Origin of the sequence: Blastococcus tunisiensis (assembly GCF_900112815.1) — a bacterium.
Taxonomy (GTDB): Bacteria; Actinomycetota; Actinomycetes; order Mycobacteriales; family Geodermatophilaceae; genus Blastococcus_B; species Blastococcus_B tunisiensis.
The window spans coordinates 148,795-170,733 of the sequence record NZ_FOND01000011.1 but is presented as its reverse complement, the minus strand read 5'-3'; the positions used below and the strand labels follow the sequence as shown (position 1 = coordinate 170,733).

The following is a 21,939-nucleotide window of genomic DNA, read 5'->3' as shown; positions in this document are numbered from 1 at the left end:
GTCATATCCGGTATTAGCCCCAATTTCTTGGAGTTATCCCAGAGCTGAGGGCAGGTTGCCCACGTGTTACTCACCCGTTCGCCACTGATCCCCCACCGAAGCGGGTTCACCGTTCGACTTGCATGTGTTAAGCACGCCGCCAGCGTTCGTCCTGAGCCAGGATCAAACTCTCCGTAGATGAATTTGAACCGGCTGAGAACCGAGAGCTAGCACTCTCGATATCAATCAACCAAAGGAATCCCAGCCGAGCTCCGAAGAACCCGACACGGGGTATTACTTGGCACTGACTTTCGGCACGCTGTTGAGTTCTCAAAGAGCGGACGCGCTCGTGCTCCACCCTCGCGGGCTTCGCTCGAGACGTTCTTCTCGTGTGGCACCGCACAACGGTCAGGCCCCTCGGGGTCTTCCCGCCGGCCCCAGACGGGGTCTCGCGCGGCGCAGAGAGAAAGTTACGTGCGCGGGGGGCACGGTGTCAAACCGTGCGGCCCGTGACGCCCGACACGCCCCGGACACCGGCCCGCAACCTCGCGGACACCGGCCCCCGGAGGCCGGTCAGCGGACCCGCTGGACGCCCGCCACCGCCCGTTTCCCGCGCCGCAGGACGAGCCATCCCCCGGCCAGCCAGGCGTCCGCCCCCGGCACGGCATCGGCGTCGGTGACCCGCTCGTTGTTCAGGTAGGCGCCACCCTCCTTCACGGTCCGGCGGGCCTCGGAGAGGCTGGCGGCCAGACCGGTCAGCTGCAGCAGCTGGGCGATCGACGGCACCTCGCCGTCCACCGTCACGCTGCCCGCCTCGCGCAGCGCGGCACCGAGGGTGCCCGCCTCGAGGCCGGCGAGGTCGTCCCGGCCGAACAGCGCCCGCCCGGCCGCCTCCGCCTGCCGCAGCTGTTCCGGGCCGTGGACGAGCACGGTGAGCTCCTCGGCGAGCGCCCGCTGCGCCGTCCGGGCCGCCGGACGCTCGATGCTCTCCGCGATCAGCGCCGCCACCTCCTCGGCCGGGCGCTCGGAGTAGAGCGGCAGCCACATCCGGGCGTCGGCGTCGTCGGCGTTGAGCCAGAACTGGAAGAAGGCGTAGGGCGACGTCAACGCCGGGTCCAGCCAGACGGCGCCGCCCTCGGACTTGCCGAACTTGGTGCCGTCGGACTTCGTGACCAGGGGGGTCGACAGCGCGTGCACGCGAGCGCCCTCGGTACGGCGGACGAGGTCGATGCCGGCAGTGAGATTGCCCCACTGGTCGGAGCCACCGGTCTGCAGCGTGACCCCGTGCCGGCGGTGCAGCTCCCGGAAGTCGTTGGCCTGCAGGATCTGGTAGCTGAACTCGGTGTAGCTGATGCCCGCCTCGGAGTTCAGCCGCGCCGAGACCGCCTCCTTCGCCAGCATCTGGCTGACTCGGAAGTGCTTGCCGATGTCGCGCAGGAAGTCGATCGCCGAGACGGGGGCGGTCCAGTCCAGGTTGTCGACGTAGATCGGGCCCTTGAGACCGTCGGTCTCCGCCGGCAGGTCGAGGAACGGTGCCACCTGCTCCCGGATGCGCCCGACCCACGCGGCCACCGTGTCCCTGTCGTTGAGCTGGCGCTCCGACGACGGCCGCGGGTCCCCGATCAGACCGGTGGCGCCACCGACGAGGACGACGGGCTGGTGCCCGGCGCGCTGGAGGGCCCGCAGCACCATGAACTGCAGCAGGTGCCCGACGTGCAGGCTCTGCGCGGTGGGGTCGAAGCCGGCGTAGTACGCGACCGGCCCCTCGGCGAGGTGGGCGCGCAGCGCGGCCTCGTCGGTGCTCTGGGCGATCAGCCCCCGGCGGTGCAGGTCGTCGATGACGTCGTTCACGAGCGGTCTCCGGTCACGGGGCTCCATCCTGCCCGGCGGCTCGGGGGCGCGGCCTGCCACCCGCCCGGAACACGCTCACCGAGGGCGCGCCGGTCTCCCAGAAGCGCCACGGCAGGTCCGTCGCCTGGCTGATCCCGACCCGGGGCCCGGCGCTCACCGCCGCCGGCTGCGGCCCCCGGTGCAGGCGCACCGGCGACTCCGGGTCCAGCAGCTCGGCGCCGCGGTCGTCCGGGCCGATGCCCAGCGTCTGCGTCAGCCGCGCGGGACCGCGGGCCAGGTCGCGGGCAGTGCGCGCCGCACGCCGACGCGAGCGGGCGAGCTCCTCCCCCACGACCACCTCGCCGGCCCGCATCAGCACCGCCGACCCACGCCCTTCCGGGCCGACCACCACGTTGGCGCACCAGTGCACGCCGTAGCTGAAATACACGTACAGCCGGCCCGGCGGGCCGAACATGATCTCCGCCCGCGGAGTCGGCCCCCGGTGGGCGTGCGAGGCCGGGTCCTGGCCCTCCCCCGAGTACGCCTCCACCTCGGTGAGCCGCAGCGCGACCCGGCCCTCCGGGCGGTCGGTCACCACCCAGCACCCGAGCAGCGACGGTGCCACCACGTCGACCGGCCCGAGCAGGTCCTCCTCGTCCAGGAGTGGACCCGGTGCGGGCAGGTCGGGGTCGGGGCGAGCGGTCAGCGTGCCGTCCCCTGGAGCGCTCCGGCCACCGGTGAGGCCTGGGCCCAGTCGGCATGCGCGGCGGCGAGGCCCTTGACCGCGGCCAGCTGCTCGGCCACCCGCTCCGGCGCCGTCCCTCCGCGGGCCTTGCGGGCCGCCAGGGCGCCGGGCACCGACAGGACCGACCGGACGCCGCTGGTCAGCCGCTCGTCGATGCCGGCCAGCTGGTCGTCGTCGAGCTGGTCGAGCTCGAGACCGGCCTCCTCGCAGAAGGCCACCATCGCGCCGGAGATCTCGTGCGCGGAGCGGAAGGGCACGCCGTTCGACACCAGCCACTCGGCGACGTCGGTGGCGAGGGCGAAGCCCTGCGGCGCCGCGGCCTCGAGCACCTCGGGCCGCAGGGTCAGGGTGGCGACCATGCCGGTGACCGCGGGCAGCAGGAGCATCAGCTGCTCCAGGGAGTCGAAGACCGGCTCCTTGTCCTCCTGCAGGTCCCTGTCGTAGGCCAGCGGCAGGCCCTTGAGCATGGTGAGCAGCCCGGTCAGGTTGCCCACGAAACGGCCGGACTTCCCCCGGGCCAGTTCGGCGATGTCGGGGTTCTTCTTCTGCGGCATGATCGACGACCCGGTCGCCCAGGCGTCGTCGAGGCGGGCCCAGCCGAACTCCGTCGACGTCCAGAGGACGACCTCCTCCCCCAGCCGGGAGAGGTGGACGCCGAGCAGGGCGGCGGCGAAGCAGAACTCCGCGGCGAAGTCGCGGTCGCTCACGGCGTCGATGGAGTTGTCCGCCGCCCGGTCGAAGCCGAGCTCGGCGGCCACGGCATCGGGGTCGAGGCGGAGGGAGGACCCGGCCAGCGCGCCGGCGCCCAGCGGGCTGACCGCCGTCCGCCGGTCCCAGTCCTGCAGCCGGTCCACGTCGCGGGCGATCGAGTGGGCGTGCGCCAGCAGCTGGTGGGCGATGAGCACCGGTTGGGCGTGCTGCAGGTGGGTCATGCCGGGCGCGGCGACGTCGGAGTACCGCTCGGCGAGGCCCAGCAAGGCGAACTCCAGCGACGACAGCTCGGCGACCAGCGCGCGGACGTTGTGCCGGAGGTAGAGCCGCAGGTCGGTGGCGACCTGGTCGTTGCGGCTCCGGCCGGCCCGCAGCTTGCCGCCGAGGGTGCCGAGCTTCTCGGTGAGCCCGCGCTCGAGGGCCTCGTGCACGTCCTCGTCGGACTCGATCGGCGCGAACGTGCCGGCGGCCACCTCGGCCGAGAGCTCGGTCAGCGCGCCGACCATCCGCTCGAGCTCGTCGTCGTCGAGCAGCCCGGCGCGGTGCAGCACCCGCGCGTGCGCCCGGGACGACGCCAGGTCGAAGGGGGCCAGCCGCCAGTCGACGTCGGTGGACTTCGACAGCGCCGCCATGGCCGGCGACGGGCCGCCGCCGAAGCGGCCACCCCACAGCCGGGTCTGGGAAGCCGGGGCGGCGGGCTCGGCGGGGATGCCGGGCGCGGCGGCAGGATCGGCCGTGCTCACGGTGCGTCGTCCTCCAGGTCCTTCTGCAGCTCGGGGTACACGGCCGGGGTGCGGGCGGCCAGCGCGCTCAGGCGCTCGGCCAGGGCCGGTCCGCCGTCCGGCTCGCGGGCGACGACGAGGACAGTGTCGTCCCCCGCGATCGTGCCCAGCACGTCGGGGAGGCCGACCTTGTCCAGCGCCGAGGCGAGGAACTGCGCGGCCCCGGGCGGTGTGCGCAGGACGGCGAGGTTCGCGCTGCCCTCGGCGTGGGTCAGCAGGTCGGCCAGCAGCCGGGTGAGCCGGGCCGGCGCGGCCTGCGCCGGGCGCAGCGGGGCGTTCTCCGGGGGCAGCACGTAGGAGGCCGGCGCGCCGTCCGAGCCGCGCATCTTCACCGCCCCGAGCTCCTCCAGGTCCCGCGACAGCGTGGCCTGGGTGACCTCGACGCCGGATTCGGCGAGCAGCGCCGCCAGGTGTGTCTGCGAGGTGACGGGCCGGGCCTCGATGAGCGCGCGGATCCGGGCCTGCCGCGCCGAGCGTGTCACCGCCGCCGTCACCGTCGCCCCCGTCGTCGGCCGCTCACGACTTCTCCAGGAGCCACGTGAGCAGCGCCTTCTGGGCGTGCAGCCGGTTCTCCGCCTCGTCCCAGACCACGCTCTGCGGCCCGTCGATGACCGCCGCGTCGATCTCCTTGCCGCGGTAGGCCGGCAGGCAGTGCAGGACGACCGCGTCGTCGGCGGCCCGGGACAGCGCCGCCGTGTCGACGGCGTAGGGCCGGAACGGCGCGTTGCGCTCGTCGTGCTCGCCCTCCTGCCCCATCGAGACCCAGGTGTCGGTGGCCAGCACGTCGGCACCCTCGGCGGCCTTCGCTGCGTCGGCCGTCCACTCCACCGAGCCGCCGGTCTGCGCCGCGATGCCGGCCGCCCGCAGGAAGATCTCGGGGTCGGGCTGGAACGCCTCGGGAGAGCCGATCCGCACGTGCATGCCGGCCGTGGCGCCGCCCACCAGGTAGGAGTGCGCCATGTTGTTCGCACCGTCGCCGAGGTAGGCCAGCGACCGCCCGGCCAGGGAGCCGTGGTGTTCGATCACGGTCTGCAGGTCGGCCAGGATCTGGCACGGGTGGTAGGTGTCGGTCAGCGCGTTGACCACGGGCACGCGGGCGGCCGAGGCCATGGCCTCGATGCGGTCCTGGCCGAAGGTGCGCCAGACGATGGCGGCGACCTGGCGGTCGAGCACGCGGGCGGTGTCCTCGACCGGCTCGCCCCGGCCGAGCTGGCTGCTGCCGGCGTCGATCACCAGCGGGTAACCGCCGAGCTCGGCCACGCCGATCGAGAAGGACACCCGGGTGCGGGTCGACGGCTTGTCGAACAGCACGGCCACCGCGCGCGGCACGCCGTTGGGGGCCGCCAGCGGGGTGGGTGCCTCCGCCGTGTGCCGGGTGGCCTTGAGGGAGGCGGCCAGCGCCAGGACCTCGGCCTGCTCGTCCGGGGTCAGGTCGTCGTCGGTGAGGAAGTGCCGGGTCACTGGACGGTCTCCATCGCGCTGTCGGAGGGCTCGACTCCGGGCTCGTTCCGCTCCTCGGTCGCTGGCGCTCCCTGCGATGCTCGCTCGCCCGTCGTCATCGCGGCGTCGAGGGCCGCGGGCAGCGCCGCCACGAAGGCGTCGACCTGCCCGTCGGGAAGGACGAGGGGCGGGGCGAGCCGGAGCACGCCCGGCGCGACGGCGTTGGTGAGGAAGCCGGCGTCGCGCAGCTGCTCCTCCAGCGCGGGGGCGACGTCGGCGGTGAGGACGACGCCGAGCAGCGCTCCCCTCCCCCGCACGCAGCTGATGCCCGGGTGGCCGAGGCCCTCGATGCCGGCGGTGAACCGGTGCTCGAGCTCCTTGGCGCGCTCCAGCAGGCCCTCGTCGCGGATCGTGTCCAGCACGGCGAGCGCGGCCGCGGCGGCGATCGGGTTTCCGCCGAACGTCGAGCCGTGCGCACCGGCGGTGAGCAGGTCCGCCGCGTCCCCGAAGGTCAGCAGCGCGCCCATCGGCAGGCCGCCGCCCAGCGCCTTGGCCAGGCTGATCATGTCGGGCTGGAGGCCGTCCGCCTGGTGGGCGAACCAGTGCCCGGTGCGGCCGATGCCGGTCTGCACCTCGTCGAGGGCGAACAGCGCGCCCGCGCCCGCGGCCGTCGTCGCGGCGCCGGCCAGGTAGCCCGCCGGGGCGGGGACCACACCGCCCTCACCGAGCATCGGCTCGAGGAGCACCATGGCGGTCTGCTCGGACACGGCAGCCGAGAGCGCGTCGCCGTCCCCGTAGGGCACGTAGCGGACGCCGCCGGGCAGCGGTGCGAAGGCCGCGGCCTTGGACGGCTGGCCGGTGAGCGCCAGGGCACCCATCGTGCGGCCGTGGAAGGCGCCCTCGGCGGTGACCACCTCGGGCCGGCCGGTGAGCCGGCTGATCTTGAAGGCGGCCTCGTTGGCCTCGGCCCCGGAGTTGCAGAAGAAGACCCGTCCCGGCCGCCCGGCGAGCTCCAGCAGGCGCTCGGCGAGCAGCACCCCCGGCTCGTGCATGGCCAGGTTGGAGACGTGGCCGAGCTTCTGCGCCTGTGCGGTGATCGCCTCGACCACCTTCGGGTGCGCGTGGCCGAGGATCGTGGTGGCGATGCCGCCGAGCAGGTCGGTGTACTCGCGGCCGTCGACGTCGGTGACGGTGGCCCCGGAGCCGGATTCCAGGGCGACCGGCGGGGTCCGATAGTTGCTCATCATCACCGCTGACCAGCGACGGGCCAGCTCCTCCGTGCGCGTCATGGTGCTGTGCCCTCCTTCGCTGTCCTCGCCGGGACGACCATCGTCCCGGTGCCTTCGGTGGTGAACGTCTCCAGCAGCAGGGCGTGCGGCGTCCGTCCGTCCACGACGGTCGCCCGCTTCACCCCGCCCTCGACCGCGCGCAGGCAGGCAGCCATCTTCGGGATCATCCCGGCGTCGAGCGTGGGCAGGATCTCGGCCAGTTCGCGGGCGTCGATCTGCTGCACCAGGGAGTCCCGGTCGGGCCAGTCGGCGTAGAGCCCCTCGACGTCGGTGAGCACGACCAGCTTCACGGCGCCCAGCGCCGCGGCGAGAGCGGCGGCGGCGGTGTCGGCGTTCACGTTGTGCACGACGCCGTCGGCATCGGGGGCGACGCTGGCCACCACCGGGATGTGGCCGGCCGCCAGCAGCGCGGTCACGGGGGTGGTGTCGACCGAGGCGACGTCCCCCACGAGACCGATGTCGACCGGCCGGCCGTCGACCTGCGCCGTCGTCCGGCGGGCGGTGAACAGGCCGCCGTCCTCGCCGGAGAGGTGCACGGCCATCGGGCCGTGCTGGTTGATCAGCCCGACGATGTCGGGGCCGACCTGGCCGGTGAGCACCATGCGGACGACGTCGATCGTCTCGGGCGTGGTCACCCGGAGACCACCGCGGAACTCGCTGTCGATGCCGAGCCGGCCGAGCATCTCGGTGATCTGCGGGCCGCCGCCGTGCACGACGACGGGCAGGATCCCGCAGGTCCGCAGGAACACCATGTCGTCGGCGAAGGCGCGCCGGCACTCGTCGTCGACCATGGCGTGCCCGCCGTACTTGATGACGACGACGTTGCCGTGGAACTCCTTCAGCCACGGCAGCGCGCCGGTGAGCACGGCGACCTTCTGCGCGTCCCCCTCCGGGTCCTTGGTGCGCATGACCCGGCTGGTGCCGACCTTGCGGCGCGGGGTGGCCAGGTCGGGTGCGACGTCCGGTGGCGTCGGGTCCTGGGCGCGGTCGTCGTGCGCGGTGCTGACGTGGGGTTCGGGATCGGGACGGTTCATGTCGAGTAGGCCGAGTTCTCGTGCACGTAGGCGATGGACAGGTCGTTGGTCCAGATGGTGGCCTGCTCGGTCCCGGCCCTCAGGTCGACGTCGATGGTGATCGCCCGGCCGGTGAGGTCGACGCCCTCGCGGGGGTCGCCGATCGCGCCGCCCCGGCAGACGGTGACTCCGTTGATGGTGACGTCGACCCGGTCGGCCTCGAATGCCGCGTCGGTGGTGCCGATCGCGGCCAGCACCCGGCCCCAGTTGGGGTCGTTGCCGAACAGCGCCGTCTTGAGCAGGTTGTTGCGCGCACAGGCCCGGCCGGCGGTCAGTGCGTCGTCGACGCTGGCGGCGTTGCGGACGGTGATCGCGATGTCCTTGGTCGAGCCCTCGGCGTCGGCGAGCAGCTGCATCGCCAGGTCGGTGGCCGCCGCGGTGAGCGCCTCGGTGAACTCCTCGGCGCCGGGGGTGATCCCGCTGGCGCCGCTGGACATCACCAGCACCGTGTCGTTGGTCGACAGGCAGCCGTCGGAGTCGACCCGCTCGAAGGAGAGCGAGGTCGCCCGCTTCAGTGCCGGCCGGAGGATCTCCGGCGGTACGACGGCGTCGGTGGTGAGGACGACGAGCATCGTGGCCAGCGCCGGGGCGAGCATGCCCGCGCCCTTGGCCATCCCGCCGATGCACCAGCCGTCCCGCTGCTGCACGGTGGTCTTCGGGACGCTGTCGGTGGTCATGATCGCGCGGGCGGCGTCGGGCCCGCCGTCCTCGGAGAGGGCCTCGACCGCGTCGGTGACGCCGGCGGTGAGCTTGTCCATGGGCAGCCGGACGCCGATCAGGCCGGTGGACGCGACGGCGACGTCGACCGCGCCGAGACCGAGCTCGGTGGCCGCGTGCTCGGCGGTGGCGTGGGTGTCCTGGAAGCCCTCGGGGCCGGTGCAGGCGTTGGCCCCGCCGGAGTTGAGGACGACCGCGCGGGCCCGCTCGCCGGCCAGCACCTGGCGGCTCCAGAGCACCGGGGCGGCCGGGAAGCGGTTGGTGGTGAAGACGGCGGCAGCGGCGTCGTCCGGGCCGTGGTTGAGGACGACGGCGACGTCGGGGTCGCCGGAGGACTTGAGGCCGGCGGCGACGCCGGCGGCGGAGAAGCCCTTCGGTGCGGTGGTGCTCACGGCGCAACTCCTACGAGGGGGAGACCGGTGGTCTCGGGCAGGCCCAGGGCGAGGTTGGCGCACTGCAGTGCCGCTCCCCCGGTGCCCTTGGTGAGGTTGTCGACGGCGGCCACCACGATCAGCCGGCCGGCGTCGGGGTCGACGGCGAGCTGCAGCGCGACGGTGTTGGCGCCGAGCACCTGTGCGGTGGTCGGCCACTGGCCCTCGGGCAGCAGGTGCACGAACGGCTCGTCGGCGTAGGCCTGCTCGTACGCGGCCCGGGCGGCCTGTGCGTCGGTGCCCGGGGCCAGCTTCGCCGAGCAGGTGGCCAGGATGCCGCGGCTCATCGGCACCAGCGTCGGCGTGAAGCTGATGGTCACCGGTGCGCCCGCGGCCTGGGACAGGTTCTGGATCATCTCCGGCGTGTGCCGGTGCGCCCCGCCGACGCCGTAGGCGCTGACGTTGCCCATGACCTCGCTGCCGAGCAGGTGCGGCTTGGCGGACTTGCCCGCCCCGCTCGTCCCGCTCGCGGCGACGACCACGACCTCGGGCCCGACCAGGCCCGCGGCGAGCGCCGGGGCCATCGCGAGGGTCACCGACGTCGGGTAGCAGCCGGGGACGGCGATCCGCCGCGCACCGGCCAGCTTCTCCCGCTGGCCGGGCAGCTCCGGCAGCCCGTAGGGCCAGGAGCCGGCGTGGTCCCCCCCGTACCAGCGGGCCCAGGCGGCGGGATCGTTCAGCCGGTGGTCGGCACCGCAGTCGATGACCAGCGTGTCGGCCGGGAGCTGGGCGGCGACGGCCGCGGACTCCCCGTGCGGCAGCGCGAGGACGACGACGTCGTAGCCGGCGAGGTCCGCGGGTCCGCTGGGGGCGACGACCATGTCGGCGAAGGGCAGCAGGTGGGGCTGCAGCTCACCCAGGCGTCGGCCGGCGCTCGAGTTGGCATGCACCCCGGTGAGGCGGAGGTTCGGGTGCCCGGCCAGCAGCCGGCACACCTCCCCGCCCGCGTACCCGGTGGCGCCGGTGACCCCGACCGTCCACGTCTGCCCTGTGCTCACGATGCATGACCATACACGTCCATGCATGACCGTTCACGCGGGTTGTGTCGTCAGGCGACGGGATCGTCGTCCCCGTAGGGCCGCAGGCGGAGCTGCCGGGCGGAGTCCCCGGGAACGATGCCCCGGACCGCCTCCAGGTCGTCGGCGCCGGCCCGCAGGAAGCGCCCGGACCAGGCGTCCAGCTCCCCTTCCGCGATGGCCACGACCAGCTCGACCACGCGCTCCGGCGGCGTCCAGTCCTCGAACCCCTCCCACATCGCCATGGAGCGGGTCATCGGGGTGTCGACCACGCCCGGGGAGACGTCGAAGGCCCGCACCTCGCTGCCCTCCAGCGCCGTCGCCAGGGCCTCGGTCATGCGCATCAGGCCGGTCTTCGCCACCGAGTACGCCGAGTACTCCGGCCGGGCGCGCACGCCGCTGCCACTGGCGATGTTGACCACCCGGCCGCGGTTGCGCAGCACCATCCAGGGGATCACCGCGCGCGACAGCAGGAACCCGCCCCGGAGGTGGCTGGAGACGACGTCCCACCACTGGTCGGGGTCGGCCTCCCAGAGCGGAACCTCGCGCGCGTCGATCAGGCCGGCGTTGTTGATCAGCAGGTCGATCTGGCCGAGCTCGGCGACGACACCCTCCACCGCCGCCTCCACCGAGCCGCGGACGGTGACGTCGGCCGGCACGGCGAGGGTCCGGGCGCCGGTGGCCGCGGCCACCTCGTCCATCGCGGTGCGCAGCCGCTCCTCGCCGCGGGCCAGCCCGGCCACGGCCATGCCGCGCGCCGCCAGCGCCTCGACCAGGTGCCGGCCGATCCCGGTGGAGGCACCGGTGACCAGGGCGACCTGGCCGGAGAGCGACCCGGTCCCGGCTCGTGCTCCTTCCTCAGCCACGGAGCACCGCCCCCGTCGCCGTTGCCGCGGCGGCGACGGCGGCGTCCCGGACGGCCGTCGCCTCCTCGCTGGTCAACGTCCGGTCGGGCGCGCGCAGCGTGAGCGCGTAGGCCAGCGAGCGCGATCCGGCCGGCACCGGCGCCCCGGTGTAGACGTCGAAGAGCCGCAGCGACTCCAGCAGCTCCCCCGCCCCCCGGCGCAGCGCGCCGCCCACGTCGGCCGCGGGCACCTCGTCGCCCACGACGAGCGCCAGGTCGAGCAGCACCGGCGGGAAGGCCGAGATCGGCGGGCCCACCGGCACGGCGCCCTCGGGCAGCGCGTCCAGCGACAGCTCCATGACCGACGTGCGGGCCGGCAGCTCCAGCGCGGCGCACACCCGCGGGTGCAGCTCGCCGGCCTGGCCGACCACCGTGTCCCCCACCAGCAGCTCCGCGCAGCGGCCCGGGTGCCAGGGCGCCCGCTCCCCCGCCCGGACGGTCAGCTCCACGCCGGCCGCGGCGGCCACCAGCCGGGCGGCCTGGACGGCGTCGGCCCAGACGGCCGGGCGGCCCGGGCCCCACCAGCCGCGCGGCTCGCGGTTCCCGGCCAGCGCCACGGCCACGTGCCAGGGCTGCTCGGGGACGGCGCCCAGCAGCGCGGCGAGGGTCGCGTCGTCCGGACGCCGCTCCACGCCGGGCAGCGGGGCCGGCGTGCGCCGCCCGCCGGGGAAGACCGCGCCGTGCTCGAACAGCGCGACGTCCCGCTGGCCGCGGGAGAGGTTGCGGTGCAGCGTCGCGAGCAGACCCGGCAGCAGCGTCGTCCGCAGCGCCGGCTCCTCCTCCGACAGCGGGTTGCGCACCAGCACGACCTGCCGGCGCTCGTCGTCCTCGGCCAGGCCCAGGGCGTCGAGGGCCGGCGTCCCGACGAACGGGTAGGACGGCGCCTCCACGTACCCGGCCTCGGCGAGCGTCCGGCCGACGCTGCGCCGCCGGCGCTGGACGTCGGTGAGCCCGCGCCCGGGCGGAGCCGTGGGCAGCACCGACGGGACGTCGTCGTAGCCGGCGAGCCGGACGACCTCCTCGACCAGGTCCGCCGGATCGGTCAGGTCGGGGCGCCACGGCGGCGGGGTGACCGCCAGCGGGCCGGCGCTCGCGTCGACGACGCAGCCGACGGCCTCCAGGAGCTCCACGACCTGCCCGGCGGTGTAGGGCACCCCGGCCACCTGCGCCGGCCGGGCCGCGTCCAGCTCGATCGCCGGCCGCGGGGCCCGGGTGTCGACGTCGACGATCCCGCCGGCGACCTGCGCGCCGCCGTACTCGCAGAGCAGGTCGGCCGCGCGGGCCAGGGCGACCACGGTCATCTCCGGGTCGACGCCGCGCTCGAACCGCTTGGCCGCCTCGCTGGGCAGCCGGTGCCGGCGGGCGGTGCGGGCGACGCCGGTGGGCTCCCAGTGCGCCGCCTCCAGCAGGACGGCGGTGGTCGTGTCCCCGATCTCGGTGGTGGCCCCGCCCATGACGGCGGCCAGGCCGATCGGGCCGCTGTCGTCGGTGATCAGCAGGTCGTCGGTCGAGAGGCGGCGCACCGTGCCGTCGAGCGTCGTCAGCTTCTCGCCGTCCCGGGCCAGCCGGACGGTGATCGGGCCGGTGACCGCCTTGCGGTCGAAGGCGTGCATCGGCTGGCCCAGCTCCAGCATCACGTAGTTGGTGACGTCGACGGCCAGCGAGATGCTGCGGACGCCGGCCTGCGCGAGCCGCCGGCGCATCCACCAGGGGCTCGGTGCGGTCGGGTCCAGGCCCTCCATGGCCAGCATGGAGAAGCGGTCGCAGCGCTCGGGGTCGGCGACGGCCACCTCCCAGGCGGGCGCGCCGGACCACGCGGGTGGCGTGATCGCGCCGGGATCGCGCCAGGGCGCGGCCAGGCCGGTGCCCATCTCGCGGGCGATGCCGCGCATCGACAGGCAGTAGCCGCGGTCGGGGGTGACCGCCAGCTCGACGACGACGTCGTCCAGCCCGACGACCGGACCGGCCGGGGTCCCGGGCGGCGGCACGTCGGCGCCGGGGCCGCCGAGGACCAGGATGCCGGCGTGGTCCTCGCCGATGCCCAGCTCGCGGACCGAGCAGATCATCCCGTCGGAGACGTGGTCGTAGGTGGTCCGCGCGGCGATGGCGAACCCGCCGGGCAGCACGGCTCCCGGCAGCGCCACCACGACGGTGTCGCCGACGGCGAAGTTGCGGGCGCCGCAGACGATGCCCCTCGGCGCGTCCTCCCCGACGTCCACCTGGCAGTAGCGGATCGGCTTCTTGAAGCCGGTCAGCTCGTCGATCTCCAGGACCGTGCCGACGACGAGCGGGCCGGTGACCGGCTCGGGGCGGTGGATGTCCTCCACCTCGAGCCCGAGGCGCACGAAGGCCAGGTCGAGGTCCTCGACGGACGTCCCCGCGGGCACGTCGACGTACTCGGCCAGCCAGCCGATGGGCACGCGCATTACTGATCCACCCCGAATGCCTTCGTGAAACGGATGTCGCCCTCGACGATGTCCCGCATGTCGCCGACGCCCGAGCGGAACTGCAGGGCGCGCTCGATGCCCATCCCGAACGCGAAGCCGGAGTACTCCTCCGGATCGATGCCGCAGGCGACCAGCACCCGCGGGTTGACCATCCCGCAGCCGCCCCACTCGACCCAGCGCGGGCCGTCGCGGTGCTCCGGGAACCAGACGTCGAACTCCGCCGACGGCTCGGTGAACGGGAAGTAGCTGGGCCGCCAGCGGGTGATCGCGTCGGCGCCGAACAGCGACCGCGCCAGGTGGTCCAGCGTGCCGCGCAGGTGCGCCATGGTCAGCCCGCGGTCGACGGCCAGGCCCTCGACCTGGTGGAAGACCGGCGTGTGCGTCGCGTCGAGCTCGTCGGTCCGGTAGACGCGGCCGGGCGCCACGACGTAGATCGGCGGCGTGCGCGACAGCATGGTGCGGGCCTGCACCGGGCTGGTGTGCGTGCGCAGCACCAGGCCGGAGTCCTCCGGTGCGACGAAGAAGGTGTCCATCATCGTGCGCGCCGGGTGGTCGCGACCGATGTTGAGCGCATCGAAGTTCAGCCACTCCGCCTCGAGCTCCGGGCCGTCGGCGACCTCGTAGCCCATGCCGACGAAGATGTCGGCGATCCGGTCGGTCAGCGTCGTCAGCGGGTGCCGGGCGCCGCGCGGCGTGCGGTCCCACGGCAGGGTGACGTCGACCCGCTCCTCTGCCAGCACGCGGGCGTCGCGCTCGGCCTCCAGCTCGGCGAGCCGGGCCTCGTAGGCCTCGGTCACGGCCTGCCGGGCGGCGTTCACCCGCTTGCCGGCGTCGCTCCGGGCGGCGGGCGGCAGCGCGCCCAGCTCGCGACGGGCCAGCAGCACCGGCGCGCGATCGCCGAGGTGCGCCGGCCGGACGGCGGCCAGGCCCTCCAGGTCGGTGGCTCCGGCGAAGGCCTGCCGCGCCGCGGTCACCGCGTCGTCGAGGGCCTCCGGGGAGAGCGCGGCGACCTGCTTGGGGTCGTAGGGATCGTTGGCGCCAGACACGGGAGGCCATTCTGCCCGCCGGTGCGGCCGGGCCGCGCCCGGGATACCGGCCGGTCGAGGTCCGATGCGCGCCCGCGGTGCCGCGCCGCCGGCGCGAACCCTGCGAACTCGTGGCCATCAGTGGCTGATCACCCCGAGTTCGCAGGGTTCGACGGATGCGCCGGCCCCGGCGGGCCGGTCGGGGGCAGGTGCTAGAACGGGCGCGGCGGCGCACCCTGCGGGCCGCGGAACCCGGAGGTCGGCGTGGCGGTGGTCCTGGCCCTGGCGTCGGCGGCGGTCTACGGCGCGTCGGACTTCCTCGGCGGGCTGGCCAGCCGCAGGGCGTCGGTGTTCGGCGTGGTCGCGGGGTCCCAGCTCATCGGCCTCGCCGCCCTGCTGCTCCTCCTCCCCTGGCTCGGCGGTGCGGTGGGCGGCGCGGACCTGGCCTGGGGTGCGGTCGCGGGGTTGGCCGGCGCCGGGGGGCTGGTCGTCTTCTTCCGCGCGCTGGCCGGCGGCGTGATGAGCGTGATCGCGCCGGTCACCGCGGTCACGGCGGCGGCCGTCCCCGTCCTGGTCGGGCTGCTGGGCGGTGAGGTCATCGGGGTCTGGACGGCGGTGGGCATCGCGCTCGCCCTCGTCGCCGTCGTCCTGGTGTCCGCGGAGGCGGGGCTGGCCGCGCTCGGTGCGGCCCGCCCCTCGGCGCTGGCGCCGGCGCTGCTGGCCGGCGCCCTGTTCGGGCTGTTCTTCGTCCTCCTCGACCGGACGTCGTCCGACGCCGGGCTCACGCCGCTGGTCACCGCCCGGGTCGCCTCGGTGGCCCTCGTCGTCCTCATCGCCCTCGTCGGGCGGCAGCGGCTGCGCGTCGCCCGGCCGGCGCTGCCGCTGGTCGCCGTGTCCGGGCTGGGCGACATGACGGCCAACGCACTCTTCCTGCTGGCCACCCAGGCCGACGGCCAGCTGGCCATCACCGGCGTGCTCGCCTCGCTCTACCCGGTCAGCACCGTGGTCCTCGCCCAGCTGGTGCTCCGGGAGCGGCTGGTGACCGCGCAGGTCGCCGGGCTGCTGTCGGCCGTCGTCGCCGTCGTCCTGATCACGCTCCCGGCCTGACGTCTCCCCCCATGGGAGGGGAGCGCGGGGCACGGCTCATCCCACCGGCGCGGCCGGCCGATGGCAGGACGTGGACTCCTTCCCCCCTGCGCCGGCGGGCGCGCTGGACGCCGCGCTGGCGCCCGGTGGTGTGCGCAGCGTGTTCCAGCCGATCGTCGAGCTCGACACCGGCGCCGTCGTCGCCTACGAGGCCCTCGCCCGCGGACCCGAGGGACCGCTCGAGCGGCCCGACCTGCTGTTCGCGGCGGCCCGCACCGCCGGCCGGCTCGCCGAGCTGGACGGGATCTGCCGGGCCGCCGCCTTCCGGGGCGCGGTGGAGCAGGGCCTGCTGGCGCCGCTGACGGTGTTCGTCAACGTCGAGCCCGAGGTCCTCGACAGCGCGCCGATGGACGACCTGCTGGCCATCGCCGAGGGCGCCCCCCGCGAGCTGCGCATCGTCATCGAGATCACCGAGCGGGCCCTGTCCGCACGGCCGGCCGAGCTGCTCCGCACCGTCGAGCGCGTCCGCTCGCTGGGCTGGGGGGTCGCGGTCGACGACGTGGGCGCGGACTCGATGTCCCTGGCCTTCCTGCCCCTCCTCGCGCCCGACGTGATCAAGCTCGACCTGCGGCTGGTGCAGGAGCGCCCCGGCCCGGCGATCGCCGAGATCATGAACGCGGTCAACGCGCACGCCGAACGGACCGGTGCGGTCGTCCTTGCCGAGGGGATCGAGACCCCCGAGCACCTGGCCACCGCCCGCGCGCTCGGCGCCACGCTCGGCCAGGGCTGGCTCTTCGGCCGCCCCGGCCCCGGGCCCGCCGCGGGTCTGCCTCCCGGTGAGCTGGCACTGCCGGCGGCCGGGACGGCCGCGCCGTCGCACGGCTCCCCCTTCGGCTGCCTGCCCGCCACGGTCCCGCTGCGCCGCTCGGCGAAGTCGCTGCTCATCGAGCTGAGCAAGCAGCTCGAGCGGGAGGCGATGCGGCTGGGCGAGGCCTGCGTGGTCGCGGCGACCTTCCAGGAGGCCCGCCACTTCACCCCCTCGACCATCCAGCGCTACCGCGACCTGGTCGAGCGCACCGGCTTCGTCTGCGCCCTCGGCGAGGACCTCGCCGTCGAACCGCTGCCCGGCCTGCGCGGGGCGGCGCTCGACCCGGCCGACCCCGTGCGCGGCGAGTGGGACGTGGTCGTGCTCGGGCCGCACTTCGCCGCCGCGCTGCTGGCCCGCGACCTCGGCGACGACGGCCCGGACCTCGACCGCACCTTCGAGTACGCGCTCACCTACGACCGCGACACCGTCGTCCGGGCCGCGCACTCCCTGCTCACCCGCGTGGCGCCGCGGATCGCCGTCCCCTCCGGCATCCCCCTCGCGCCGCAGGTCGCCCCGGCCGGCAGGTCCACCCTGCCGGCCCCGATCAGCGGGGACGGCGAGGCCCTGCTGCGCAGCGCGCTCGCCGCGACGACGAGCGGGGTGACCATCGCCGACATGCGGCAGCCGGACCATCCACTGGTCTACGTCAACGAGGCGTTCGAGCAGCTGGCCGGGCTGCCGAGCGGGACCGTCCTCGGCCGCAACTGCCGCTTCCTGCAGTCGCCGGACACCGACCCGGCGGCGGTGGCCCGCATGCGCGCGGCGATCGCCCGGGGCGAGGAGTGCCGCGAGACCGTCCTCAACCTGCGCGGCCCGGACCGTGTGCCGTGGTGGAACGAGATCCACCTGGCGCCCGTCCTCGACGCCGACGGCGCCGTGGCGCAGTACATCGGCGTGCAGCACGACGTCACCGCGCGGGTGGAGGCCGAGCGGGCCCTGCTCCAGGAGCGCGACCGCAACCGCGCCTGCCTGACGCGGATCGAGGAGCTGGCGTTCACCGACCCGCTCACCGGCCTGCCGAACCGGCGCCGGCTCGAGGAACAGGTCGAGACGGCGATCTGGGACGCCCGCAGCGGCGCCGACACCGTCGCCCTGCTCTTCGTCGACCTCGACGGCTTCAAGGCGGTCAACGACGGCCTGGGCCACGCGGCCGGCGACGAGCTGCTGCAGACGGTGGCGCGGACGCTGCGCTCCCGCCTGCGCCGCGGCGACCTGCTCGCCCGCCTCGGCGGCGACGAGTTCCTGGTGGCGCTGCCCGGCCTGGCACCGGACTCGGCCCGCGCCGAGGCACGCCGGGTGGCCGACGAGCTGTCGGCGGCGGCCGGCGCCCCGGTCACCCTCGGCGCCGGCGCGGTGAGCGTCGGCGCCAGCGTGGGCGTCGGGATCTACCCGGCCGACGGCGAGGAGTTCGGCGCACTGCTGCACAGCGCCGACGTGGACATGTACGCCCGGAAGACGGCGCGGCGGGCAGCGGCTGCCCACTGAGCGGGCGGGCGGGCTCAGCCGGCGGGCTCAGCGGGCGGGTGGCTCAGCGGGCGGGTGGCAGCAGCGTGCCGAGCCCCCCGTCGGCGAGGCACACCAGCTGCTCGATGAGCTCGCCGGCGGGCACGGTCCTGGCCGTGGACCACCAGTGGGCCGACAGCTGCACCATGCCCACGATCCCGTAGGCCCAGGTCGTGGCCGGCTCCCCCGGCTGCCCCGCACGTTCCAGTCGAGCCGCCATGATCGTCGCCAGCGCCCCGGCGATCTGGTGCTCGGCGTCCGCCACGAGGTCGGCCCTCCCCGACCGGCCGGTCTGCGCGTAGGCGAACCGGTAGAGCTCCGGCTCGTCCTCGATCAGGGACACGAACGCGGTGATCACCGCGCGCAGCGCGGCCCGGTCGTCGGCGTGCTCCCGGGTGATCTCGCCGAGCAGCCGTGGGAGCAGCACCGTCCGGGAGATCCGGTCCAGGACGGCGTCGACGAGCTCGTCCTTGTCGGAGAAGTACCGGTAGATGACGGTCTTGGAGACCCCGGCGCTGCGGGCGACGTCGTCCACGGCGAACTCCGGCCCGATCGACCGGACGGCCGCCACGGCGGCGCCCACCAGGTCCTCCCGGCGGGCCCGGCGGTGTTCGGTCCAGCGGGCCCGCCGGCCGTCCTGCGGGGGTGCCGCGGAGGGTGGTCCGCCCTCCGGGTGCCGCGGCGCGGCCCGGTCGCCGGCCACCTGGTCCACGTGCTTCACGGTTGTCACTACCTCTCCTCGCAGCGGCGTGCGACCTCCCCGGGCGGTTCGCCGATGACCGTTGGTGCCATGCCCACTGCGACGGCCGGTCAGTCGGGAGGCGGGCCGCGTCGTTCTAGCGGCCCTGCCGCACCTGGGTCGTGTAGAGGCAGATCGCGGCGGCGGCGGCCAGGTTGAGGCTCTCCGCCCGACCGCGCATCGGGATGCGCACCCGCAGATCGGCCAGCTCGGCCAGACCGGCCGGCACGCCGCGTGCCTCGTTGCCGAACAGCCACAGGACCGGTCCCGCGAGCCGTCCGTCGGCGGCCACCTCGTCCAGGGCCGCCTCGCCACCGCCGTCGGCAGCGAGGACGGTCACCCCGGCGGCGCGCATCCCGGTCAGCAGCACCCCCAGGTCCGCGCCACGGACGACGTCGACGTGGAAGATGCTGCCCGCGCTCGCCCGCACCGCTTTGCCCCCGTAGGGATCGGCGGAGCCGGCGCCGAAGACGACGGCCCCGGCCCCGCACGCGTCCGCCGTCCGCAGCACCGTGCCGGCGTTGCCCGGGTCGGCCAGCTCGGCCAGGGCGACGGTGAGCCGTGGCGGCCCGGCGACCAGCCGGCCGGGGTCGACGTCCCGGAGTGCGCAGACGGCCAGCAGTCCCTGCGGGGTGATCGTCTCCGAGAGCCCGGCGGCGGCCTTCTCGGTGATCAGCCGGACCGGGACCGGCGCGGCGGCCAGCAGGTCGTGGTGAGCGGCCCGCGCCGGCTCCGTGGCCAGCACCTCGCGGACGCCGCCGGGATCGGCCAGCGCCTCGGCCACCGCCTGCCGGCCCTCCGCCAGGAACAGACCGGCCGCGTCGCGGCCGGACCGGCGGGTGAGCTTGCGGGCGGCCACGATGCGCGCGGACCGCTCCGTGAGCAGCTCGGTCACGAGCGGTCCTCTCTGGCGTGCGGCGAGACCTGCGATCTCGTGGTCATCGGCGGCTGATGGCCACCGGATCGCAGGTCTCGTGGGCGAGGGAGCCGGACAGACGCCGACGCCGCCGGCGCCGGCCCCGGAGGGTCGGTCACCGACGGCGTCCGGTGACGTGCTGGAAGGCCATCCTGCGGAGCAGGGTGGTCCTCCGTCAGGCGGCCTGGGAACCGGTCGCCTGGGGGTTGGCGGCGAGCGCGGCCCGCGACGACTCCACGAGCGTGGCGAACGCGGCCGGCTCGTTCACGGCGAGCTCGGCGAGGACGCGACGGTCCAGCTCGATGCCGGCGAGCTTGAGGCCCTGCATGAACCGGTTGTAGGTCATGTCGTTGAGCCGGGCCGCGGCGTTGATCCGGGTGATCCACAGCTTGCGGAAGTCACCCTTGCGCGCCTTGCGGTCGCGGTAGGAGTACGTCGCCGAGTGGAGCAGCTGCTCCTTGGCCTTGCGGTACAGCCGGGAGCGCTGACCGCGGTAGCCGGCAGCGGCCTCCAGGGTCGTCCGGCGCTTCTTCTGGGCGTTGACCGCCCGCTTCACGCGTGCCACGTGAGAGCTCCTGTCTGTTCGTTACGGGAAGAGGGCGGTCAGAGACCGAGCAGCTTCTTCATGCGGCTGGTGTCGGCCGGGGAGAGCACCCCGATGCCCTTGATCCGCCGCTTGCGCGAGGACGACTTGTGCTCGAACTTGTGCTGGTTGTTGGTGTGCTCGCGCACGAGCTTCCCGGACCCCGTCACGCGCACGCGCTTGGCCGTGCCCTTGTGGGTCTTCTGCTTCGGCATGTCCCTCGTCCTGTTCTGTCTGTCGGCGGTCGTCGGCAGCGTGCTGCTGCCGGGCGGCGCCGGCCGTCTCGGTGGTGCGTGGTGCGCGGGTTACGCGCTGGGCGCCTGCTCCTCGGTCGCCGACGCCTTCTCCGCCTTGGCGCTGCGGCGCGCGGCGTCGGTGGCGGCCTGGTTCCGGTGCGGGGCGATCACCATGACCATGTTGCGGCCGTCCTGCTTGGGGTTGGACTCGACGACACCCAGCTCCTGGACGTCGGCGGCCAGCCGCTGCAGCAGGCGGTAGCCCATCTCCGGGCGCGACTGCTCGCGACCGCGGAACATCACGGTGATCTTGACCTTGTCGCCGCCCTTGAGGAAGCGCTCGACGTGGCCCTTCTTGGTCTCGTAGTCGTGCGGGTCGATCTTGAGGCGCAGCCGCATCTCCTTGATGACGGTGAGCGCCTGGTTCCGCCGGGCCTCGCGGGCCTTCTGGGCGGACTCGTACTTGAACTTCCCGTAGTCCATCAGCTTGGCGACCGGCGGGCGGGCCATCGGCGCGACCTCGACGAGGTCGAGCTCGGCGTCCTGCGCCAGGCGCAGCGCTTCGCCGATGGACACGACGCCGACCTGCTCACCCTCGGGTCCGACCAGGCGGACCTCGGGGACGCGGATGCGGTCGTTGATGCGGGGCTCGGTGATGGCCTCTCCTCTGCTCTTGCCTGGGAGGAGTCCTGACCCGTCCCGGGCACCGGATGAGACGAAGGCCCCGGAGCATCAGCTCACGGGGCCCACTCTCCGGTGCCGCACGCACCAGGGCGCGTACGTCTCGCGACAGCCGGCAGGCCGGCTCTCGCGATCCGGGGACCTGAGCGCCTGGACGGCGTCAGGTGGGAGCGGGCTCCTCTTGGATCAGCGGCCCGGGAAGGACCGCTGGATGGTTCGCGTGCCTCGATGAAGCAGGGAGGCACGTCCATGCTACAGCGTCCCCGCGACGCCGATCATTCCCCCCTGCAGGGAGCGACCTTCGCCCTGCGGGCACCCCGCAACCAGGAGCATCGTGCGCACGTCGGCAGCTTTCCTTCCGGAAACTGCTGCCCAGCGCACGACGTCCGGCCGGGGCCGTCCAGGGCGGACGTCGGCAGCCGGGGCACTAGTCGTCGTAGAGCAGCGGTGGGCGGACCGGGTCGTTCGCCCGGGCGGCGTCCCGCAGCGCGCGCAGCCCCTCGACGGCGCGGACGGCGTGCTCCCTGTCGGCCGCCTGGACGGCGAGCACCGAGATCTCGTCGCCGTTCTCCAGCAGCAGCGACGCCCAGGAGGACTTCCGGTCGAACCGGACCGCACGCACCGCGCTCCAGGGCAGCCGGTGCTGGACGAGCAGGTTGCGGACCTGGACGCCCTCGGCGTCGGCATCCACCCGGGAGCGGCCCAGGAACAGGATGCCGGCGGCGAGCACGAGCCCGACGCCCGCGAGGGCGACCTGGTCCGACGTCCGGTAGGTGACGACGGTGTTCGTCGTCTCCTTCAGGCCCAGCGCGACGTACACCATCACCGCGAGGACGACCGCGGCCACGACGGCGAGGATCAGCCGGAGACGGCGGGGAACGGCCGACACCGGTGCTGCGGGAGCTGCTGTCACGGGTCCATGGTGGCAGCCAGCCGTC

General features: G+C 74.6%; 20 protein-coding genes and 1 rRNA gene. 2 read left to right on the top strand and 19 right to left on the bottom strand.

Translation table 11 applies throughout. From position 1 onward, the window contains the following. The 13 genes from BM142_RS15185 to pheS all read right to left on the bottom strand — a co-directional run. Positions 1–178: ribosomal RNA gene (locus tag BM142_RS15185) — 16S ribosomal RNA — on the bottom strand; the annotation flags it as partial. A gap of 374 nt (positions 179–552) precedes the next feature. Continuing rightward, positions 553–1,830, bottom strand: coding sequence for a tyrosine--tRNA ligase (tyrS, locus tag BM142_RS15180; protein WP_092200432.1), 1,278 nt, complete (start codon positions 1,828–1,830; stop codon positions 553–555). A 13-nt stretch (positions 1,831–1,843) separates the two neighbouring features. After that, a complete protein-coding gene (locus tag BM142_RS15175; RefSeq protein WP_256381311.1) occupies positions 1,844–2,470 on the bottom strand; it encodes a DNA-3-methyladenine glycosylase in 627 nt (208 codons plus the stop codon). 41 nt (positions 2,471–2,511) lie between these two features. Next, positions 2,512–4,008 carry an argininosuccinate lyase gene (argH, locus tag BM142_RS15170; RefSeq protein WP_092200429.1) on the bottom strand — a complete coding sequence of 499 codons (1,497 nt, stop codon included), beginning with the start codon at positions 4,006–4,008 and terminating at the stop codon, positions 2,512–2,514. Continuing rightward, complete coding sequence (locus BM142_RS15165) at positions 4,005–4,541, bottom strand: arginine repressor (RefSeq protein WP_092200426.1); 537 nt, start codon at positions 4,539–4,541, stop codon at positions 4,005–4,007. The genes argH and BM142_RS15165 overlap by 4 nt, the downstream gene beginning before the upstream one ends. A 22-nt stretch (positions 4,542–4,563) precedes the next feature. Beyond that, positions 4,564–5,508, bottom strand: a complete 945-nt coding sequence (gene argF, locus BM142_RS15160; protein ID WP_092200424.1) for an ornithine carbamoyltransferase — start codon at positions 5,506–5,508, stop codon at positions 4,564–4,566. Further along, positions 5,505–6,776 carry an acetylornithine transaminase gene (locus BM142_RS15155; RefSeq protein ID WP_092200421.1) on the bottom strand — a complete coding sequence of 424 codons (1,272 nt, stop codon included), beginning with the start codon at positions 6,774–6,776 and terminating at the stop codon, positions 5,505–5,507. Before BM142_RS15155 ends, argF begins: the two co-directional genes overlap by 4 nt. After that, positions 6,773–7,810 (bottom strand): acetylglutamate kinase, encoded by a 1,038-nt coding sequence (argB, locus tag BM142_RS15150; RefSeq protein WP_217640734.1) that lies wholly within the window; start codon positions 7,808–7,810, stop codon positions 6,773–6,775. Before argB ends, BM142_RS15155 begins: the two co-directional genes overlap by 4 nt. Then, positions 7,807–8,958 (bottom strand): bifunctional glutamate N-acetyltransferase/amino-acid acetyltransferase ArgJ, encoded by a 1,152-nt coding sequence (argJ, locus tag BM142_RS15145; protein WP_092200418.1) that lies wholly within the window; start codon positions 8,956–8,958, stop codon positions 7,807–7,809. Before argJ ends, argB begins: the two co-directional genes overlap by 4 nt. Further along, on the bottom strand, positions 8,955–9,995 hold the full coding sequence (gene argC / locus BM142_RS15140; protein ID WP_217640733.1) for an N-acetyl-gamma-glutamyl-phosphate reductase: 1,041 nt from the start codon (positions 9,993–9,995) through the stop codon (positions 8,955–8,957). Before argC ends, argJ begins: the two co-directional genes overlap by 4 nt. 50 nt (positions 9,996–10,045) lie before the next feature. Then, entirely contained in the window at positions 10,046–10,879 is an 834-nt protein-coding gene (locus BM142_RS15135; protein ID WP_092200412.1) for an SDR family NAD(P)-dependent oxidoreductase, read from the bottom strand. After that, complete coding sequence (gene pheT, locus BM142_RS15130) at positions 10,872–13,343, bottom strand: phenylalanine--tRNA ligase subunit beta (protein WP_092200409.1); 2,472 nt, start codon at positions 13,341–13,343, stop codon at positions 10,872–10,874. The genes BM142_RS15135 and pheT overlap by 8 nt, the downstream gene beginning before the upstream one ends. Continuing rightward, positions 13,343–14,410 carry a phenylalanine--tRNA ligase subunit alpha gene (gene pheS, locus BM142_RS15125; protein ID WP_092200406.1) on the bottom strand — a complete coding sequence of 356 codons (1,068 nt, stop codon included), beginning with the start codon at positions 14,408–14,410 and terminating at the stop codon, positions 13,343–13,345. Before pheS ends, pheT begins: the two co-directional genes overlap by 1 nt. Positions 14,411–14,653: 243 nt before the next feature. Here pheS and BM142_RS15120 point away from each other — a divergent pair, with 243 nt between their 5' ends. After that, entirely contained in the window at positions 14,654–15,496 is an 843-nt protein-coding gene (locus tag BM142_RS15120) for an EamA family transporter (protein WP_092200403.1), read from the top strand. A gap of 70 nt (positions 15,497–15,566) precedes the next feature. Beyond that, the gene (locus tag BM142_RS15115) at positions 15,567–17,828 is read left to right on the top strand and encodes a diguanylate cyclase domain-containing protein (protein ID WP_092200400.1); all 2,262 of its coding nucleotides are present in this window, start codon (positions 15,567–15,569) and stop codon (positions 17,826–17,828) included. 43 nt (positions 17,829–17,871) lie between these two features. Here the strand turns inward: BM142_RS15115 and BM142_RS15110 are convergent, their stop codons facing one another. From BM142_RS15110 to BM142_RS15085, 6 genes are all read right to left on the bottom strand, one after another. Then, positions 17,872–18,576 carry a TetR/AcrR family transcriptional regulator gene (locus tag BM142_RS15110; RefSeq protein WP_139228895.1) on the bottom strand — a complete coding sequence of 235 codons (705 nt, stop codon included), beginning with the start codon at positions 18,574–18,576 and terminating at the stop codon, positions 17,872–17,874. Positions 18,577–18,682: 106 nt separating this feature from the next. Next, a complete protein-coding gene (locus BM142_RS15105) occupies positions 18,683–19,480 on the bottom strand; it encodes a TrmH family RNA methyltransferase (protein WP_092200395.1) in 798 nt (265 codons plus the stop codon). A 196-nt stretch (positions 19,481–19,676) separates the two neighbouring features. Further along, the gene (gene rplT, locus BM142_RS15100; RefSeq protein WP_092200392.1) at positions 19,677–20,066 is read right to left on the bottom strand and encodes a 50S ribosomal protein L20; all 390 of its coding nucleotides are present in this window, start codon (positions 20,064–20,066) and stop codon (positions 19,677–19,679) included. A 38-nt stretch (positions 20,067–20,104) separates the two neighbouring features. Then, positions 20,105–20,299: a 50S ribosomal protein L35 gene (rpmI, locus tag BM142_RS15095; RefSeq protein ID WP_092200389.1), complete on the bottom strand. Its 195-nt coding sequence runs from the start codon at positions 20,297–20,299 to the stop codon at positions 20,105–20,107. Positions 20,300–20,389: 90 nt separating this feature from the next. After that, positions 20,390–20,962: a translation initiation factor IF-3 gene (infC, locus tag BM142_RS15090; RefSeq protein ID WP_254790995.1), complete on the bottom strand. Its 573-nt coding sequence runs from the start codon at positions 20,960–20,962 to the stop codon at positions 20,390–20,392. 466 nt (positions 20,963–21,428) lie between these two features. Next, a complete protein-coding gene (locus BM142_RS15085) occupies positions 21,429–21,914 on the bottom strand; it encodes a PH domain-containing protein (RefSeq protein WP_254790989.1) in 486 nt (161 codons plus the stop codon). Positions 21,915–21,939 lie beyond the last annotated feature (25 nt).

Excerpts from the sequence above, each read along its gene's own strand:
- BM142_RS15155 (WP_092200421.1), bottom strand. The coding sequence starts at position 6,776 with ATGACGCGCACGGAGGAGCTGGCCCGTCGCTGGTCAGCGGTGATGATG.
- argB (WP_217640734.1), bottom strand. The coding sequence starts at position 7,810 with ATGAACCGTCCCGATCCCGAACCCCACGTCAGCACCGCGCACGACGAC.
- pheT (WP_092200409.1), bottom strand. The coding sequence starts at position 13,343 with ATGCGCGTGCCCATCGGCTGGCTGGCCGAGTACGTCGACGTGCCCGCG.
- rpmI (WP_092200389.1), bottom strand. The coding sequence starts at position 20,299 with ATGCCGAAGCAGAAGACCCACAAGGGCACGGCCAAGCGCGTGCGCGTG.